The 3,820-nt window shown below is 47.2% G+C and carries 5 protein-coding genes and 1 pseudogene; 5 read left to right on the top strand and 1 reads right to left on the bottom strand.

What is annotated here, in order from left to right; translation table 11 throughout:
• From H6F90_RS12455 to H6F90_RS12435, 5 genes are all read left to right on the top strand, one after another.
• Positions 1 to 368: isochorismatase family protein (locus tag H6F90_RS12455; protein ID WP_190552791.1), on the top strand; the 368-nt coding region annotated here is incomplete at its 5' end.
• Between the two features lie 149 nt (positions 369 to 517).
• A complete protein-coding gene (locus H6F90_RS12450; protein WP_190552790.1) occupies positions 518 to 1,135 on the top strand; it encodes an FMN-dependent NADH-azoreductase in 618 nt (205 codons plus the stop codon).
• Positions 1,136 to 1,179: 44 nt separating this feature from the next.
• Positions 1,180 to 1,755: an antibiotic biosynthesis monooxygenase gene (locus H6F90_RS12445; protein ID WP_190552789.1), complete on the top strand. Its 576-nt coding sequence runs from the start codon at positions 1,180 to 1,182 to the stop codon at positions 1,753 to 1,755.
• Between the two features lie 36 nt (positions 1,756 to 1,791).
• A complete protein-coding gene (locus H6F90_RS12440) occupies positions 1,792 to 2,091 on the top strand; it encodes a UBP-type zinc finger domain-containing protein (protein ID WP_190552788.1) in 300 nt (99 codons plus the stop codon).
• A complete protein-coding gene (locus H6F90_RS12435; protein WP_242024442.1) occupies positions 2,049 to 3,062 on the top strand; it encodes a DUF5996 family protein in 1,014 nt (337 codons plus the stop codon). The genes H6F90_RS12440 and H6F90_RS12435 overlap by 43 nt, the downstream gene beginning before the upstream one ends.
• 508 nt (positions 3,063 to 3,570) lie before the next feature.
• On the opposite strand, the pseudogene H6F90_RS12430 reads toward H6F90_RS12435, so the two are convergent.
• Positions 3,571 to 3,693, bottom strand: a pseudogene (locus H6F90_RS12430) (IS1 family transposase); the annotation flags it as partial.
• Positions 3,694 to 3,820 lie beyond the last annotated feature (127 nt).

Here is a 3,820-nt window from a genome sequence, read left to right as displayed (position 1 = left end):
AAGCCGTAGAAGCAACTGGTAAGAAGCAATTGATTATTGCCGGAATTGTCACGGATGTCTGTGTCACTTTTTGCACACTTTCAGCATTGGAGGCAGGGTATGACGTTTTTGTTTTCACCGATGCCTCTGGCACCTTCAATGAAACCTGTCGCGATGCAGCTTGGGATCGGATGTCTCGTGCTGGCGCTCAGTTGGTCAATTGGTATAGCGTTGTGGGTGAATTGCACCGTGATTGGTGTAACGATATTGAAGGGCTAGGTAATCTCCTTGCAGGGTTTAGTCCTGACTACAAAAATCTAATGACGAGCTATGCAGCAACATCAAATGCTGGCTCTGCCAATCGCGAACGCCTCATGACTCGTGCGTAACTGAGTGAATGTTGTCATTGCTCGGTGATCCAGTTCATTTGCGGCATTGCAGCAGCACTGGATGATTTCGTGCATAGAATAGGGGCGATCGCCAGCGGTTGCTCATTCGTCTCCGCTACATTCTTCATTCACAATCTGAGATTTATCCTATGACCCACATTCTCCATTTAGATGCGAGTCCGCGTGGCGATCGCTCCATCTCCCGCACGCTCTCTAAAGAGTTCATTAACCAGTGGAAAACCACTCATCCCAACGACACCATCACTTACCGTGATATTGGACATTACCCTGTTCCTTTTGTGAGCGAAGACTGGATCGCGGCTGCATTTACTCCATCCGATCAACATACACCTGAGTTAGCTGCTGCGATTCAAATTTCCGACGAATTGATCGACGAGTTTTTATCAGCCGATCGCTACGTTTTCAGTATCCCCATGTATAACTTCAGCATTCCTGCCAACTTCAAAGCTTATCTTGACCAGATTGTGCGAGTGGGACGTACATTCTCCGTTGATGAAGCAGGTTACAAGGGACTGGTTCACAACAAGAAGATGACGATCATTATGGCGCAGGGAGGAGCCTACCCCGAAGGTAGCCCTACTCATGCCTATGACCTACAAACACCCTATCTAAAACACATTTTTGGGTTTATTGGTATAACGGATATTGAGTTCGTCTATGCCGATAGCCTGAATCTGGGTGATGAAGCCCGGAATCTGGCAATCGCTAATGCTCAATCTGCCTTACAAGCCGCGATCGCTCATTAACCATCATCACTTTCTTGCAGCTAGAGTTTTTGAGGTCATGTGTAATGCTGGATCCACTAGTCGTGGGTACAGATGAAAAAACTCACCAGGTAACCGCCATTATTTCTCACTTCATCCGACCTGGGCGTGAGCAAGGGTATGAGGAATGGTTGCACGGAATTGCGACGGCTGCCCATCAATTTCAGGGACATTTAGGGGTCAATGTGATTCGCCCCTGTAACCCCGCTCATCCTGAGTATGTGGCAATCGTCAGATTTGATCATTACAACAACCTCAAAACTTGGCTGGAATCCAGTGTGCGGCAGGAATGGTTGGAGCGGTTGCAACCCTTGATTGAAAAGCCTGAAACCATTCAAACCCTGACGGGTCTGGAGACCTGGTTCACGCTTCCCAACAAACCCATGAAGGCTCCACCTCCGCGCTACAAAATGGCGATCGTGACATGGCTGGGAGTGTTTTTTACGATATCTATTCTCAATCGTTTGCTAGTACCGCTCCTAGCGGAGCTTCCAGTATTGCTCAGAACGTTGTTGGTTACAGGTCTAACGGTTGCCCTGCTCACCTACGTGATTATGCCGCGCCTCACTCAACTCTTTCGCAAATGGCTGTATCCCACTTGATCAAGTACATATCTTGCACATTTACAAGAATCCTCCATGTCCTGGCAACACCTGAACGAACTGACGCTAGAGACTATGATTTCAAAAGCCAATTACCCGGTATTCCGCTGTGAGGAATGCCTGCGAGTGGGCGATTCTCGTACCGAGAGGCTACACCAACGCTGGGTTCACTTAAGAATTTGTCAAACCTGCAGCAAAATGCTGTGCTGTGACTCTTCCAAAAATCAACACGCCCGCCGTCACTATGAAGAGAGCGGACACGCGGTGATTAGTTCAGCCGAATTGGGAGAACAATGGCTGTGGTGTTTTGCCGACGAACAACAGAAGAACTATTGATCACGCGCCCCCTTTCTACTCGCGAGGAAACCATGATGTCAAATCAGCCTACTCTGACCTCAACGGATATTTGGCCGAGTTTACCCCTGGACGCATGGCAAGAGACATATACCACCTTGCACATGTGGACTCAAATCATCGGCAAAATCCGATTTACCCAAACTCCGTGGATTAATCATTCCTGGCATATTCCCCTCTATTTAACCGTTCGGGGACTGACCACTTCCACGATTCCCTATGGCAGCCGCATCTTTCAAATCGACTTTGATTTCATTGATCATGAGCTGCTGATTCAAACCAGCGAAGGGGCAAGACGAGCGATCGCCCTCTACCCTCGCTCGGTCGCTGATTTTTATCAAACCGTGATGGAAACGCTCAGAGCATTGGATATTCACATCACAATTAACACTAAACCAAATGAAGTCCCCAATCCAATTCGATTTGAGCAGGATGAAACCCATGCTGCTTATGATGCGGATTATGCCAATCGATGCTGGCGAGTGCTGCTACAGTCCGATCGCGTCTTTCGAGAATTTCGCTCCCATTTTTCCGGCAAGGTTAGTCCGGTTCATTTTTTCTGGGGAAGTTTTGATTTAGCAGTGACTCGCTTTTCTGGACGATCGGCTCCTGAGCATCCGGGAGGGGTGCCAAATTTACCCGATGCAGTGGCGCAGGAAGCCTATTCCCAGGAAGTCAGTAGTGCCGGATTTTGGCCTGGAGCCGGATTATCATACCCAGCGTTTTATTCCTATGCGTACCCAGAACCCGATGGGTTTAAGCAGGCTGAGGTTCGTCCCGATGCTGCATTTTACAATAAGGAACTGGGTGAATTTATTTTGCCCTATGACGCTGTTCGTGAGGCAGAATCACCCGATCAGACGTTGTTAGAGTTTTTGCAAAGCACCTATGAAGCTGCAGCCAGGTTAGGCAACTGGAATCAAAAGGAACTCCAGCAGTTGACGTTTAAGTAGCAACTGCATTCCTAAATTGGCGTTTAACTGGCAGATCTTAAGTAGTGAAATGTAGAACAATTTCGCAGACTGGTTTATTGGACGCTTAACCCTTGAGCGTGAAGGTCAATTCCAATGAACCTATGGCAATTACTCCAATTATCGGGAATCATTTCTAGAGGAAGATCCCAGGAGATCCGTAGCCAAATTTTAGCACCCAGCACAAAGCCAATGTGCCTAAGAAATTGAATCGTCATTTGTCGTAAATTGGCAGACATTACAGTTAAGCCACAAGAATTACTTTTCTTGGTGGCGTTAGCTACTCTGGCGATCTAAAGTTCTAATTCTCGTTGTGGGTGTTTTGGCAATTTTGATTTTTGGCAATCCTTGGCTACGTGCTCGTTTCGTTGGTTCTCTTCTATATTTGACACCTGCATAAGCGCGCCTGAACTGCTATTCATTTTGGTTGATGAATGGATGGGTGGTTCTATCAGTGTTCTGATTAAGGCGTTGCTGAATAGGTAATGATTTAAGCTGAGAGAGGAATTGTCTGATACTTCAAATAATGCAGCAGCAACCGAAGTGAACACTTCAACATCTCAACTGATTTGGAGTAGCACAACTCAGATCTTGCACCAAGGCTTAAAAGGTGGCAGAAAGGGCGTGAAACTAATAGACCGCAAGAACAATGGACATTCTTGCCCACGCCCAAGAACTAATCTATCACTTGCTCGATGGGATGCCGACTCCCTACCAACGTCAAAGCCTGCAAGCTTTGC

The organism is Trichocoleus sp. FACHB-591, from assembly GCF_014695845.1.
Lineage (GTDB): Bacteria > Cyanobacteriota > Cyanobacteriia > FACHB-46 > FACHB-46 > Trichocoleus.
The sequence above is the reverse complement of the archived record's forward strand: the minus strand, read 5'-3'. Positions and strand labels throughout refer to the sequence as shown.

Coding starts and splice junctions, on each gene's coding strand:
- H6F90_RS12450 (WP_190552790.1), top strand. CDS start 518: ATGACCCACATTCTCCATTTAGATGCGAGTCCGCGTGGCGATCGCTCC.
- H6F90_RS12440 (WP_190552788.1), top strand. CDS start 1,792: ATGTCCTGGCAACACCTGAACGAACTGACGCTAGAGACTATGATTTCA.
- H6F90_RS12445 (WP_190552789.1), top strand. CDS start 1,180: ATGCTGGATCCACTAGTCGTGGGTACAGATGAAAAAACTCACCAGGTA.
- H6F90_RS12435 (WP_242024442.1), top strand. CDS start 2,049: ATGGCTGTGGTGTTTTGCCGACGAACAACAGAAGAACTATTGATCACG.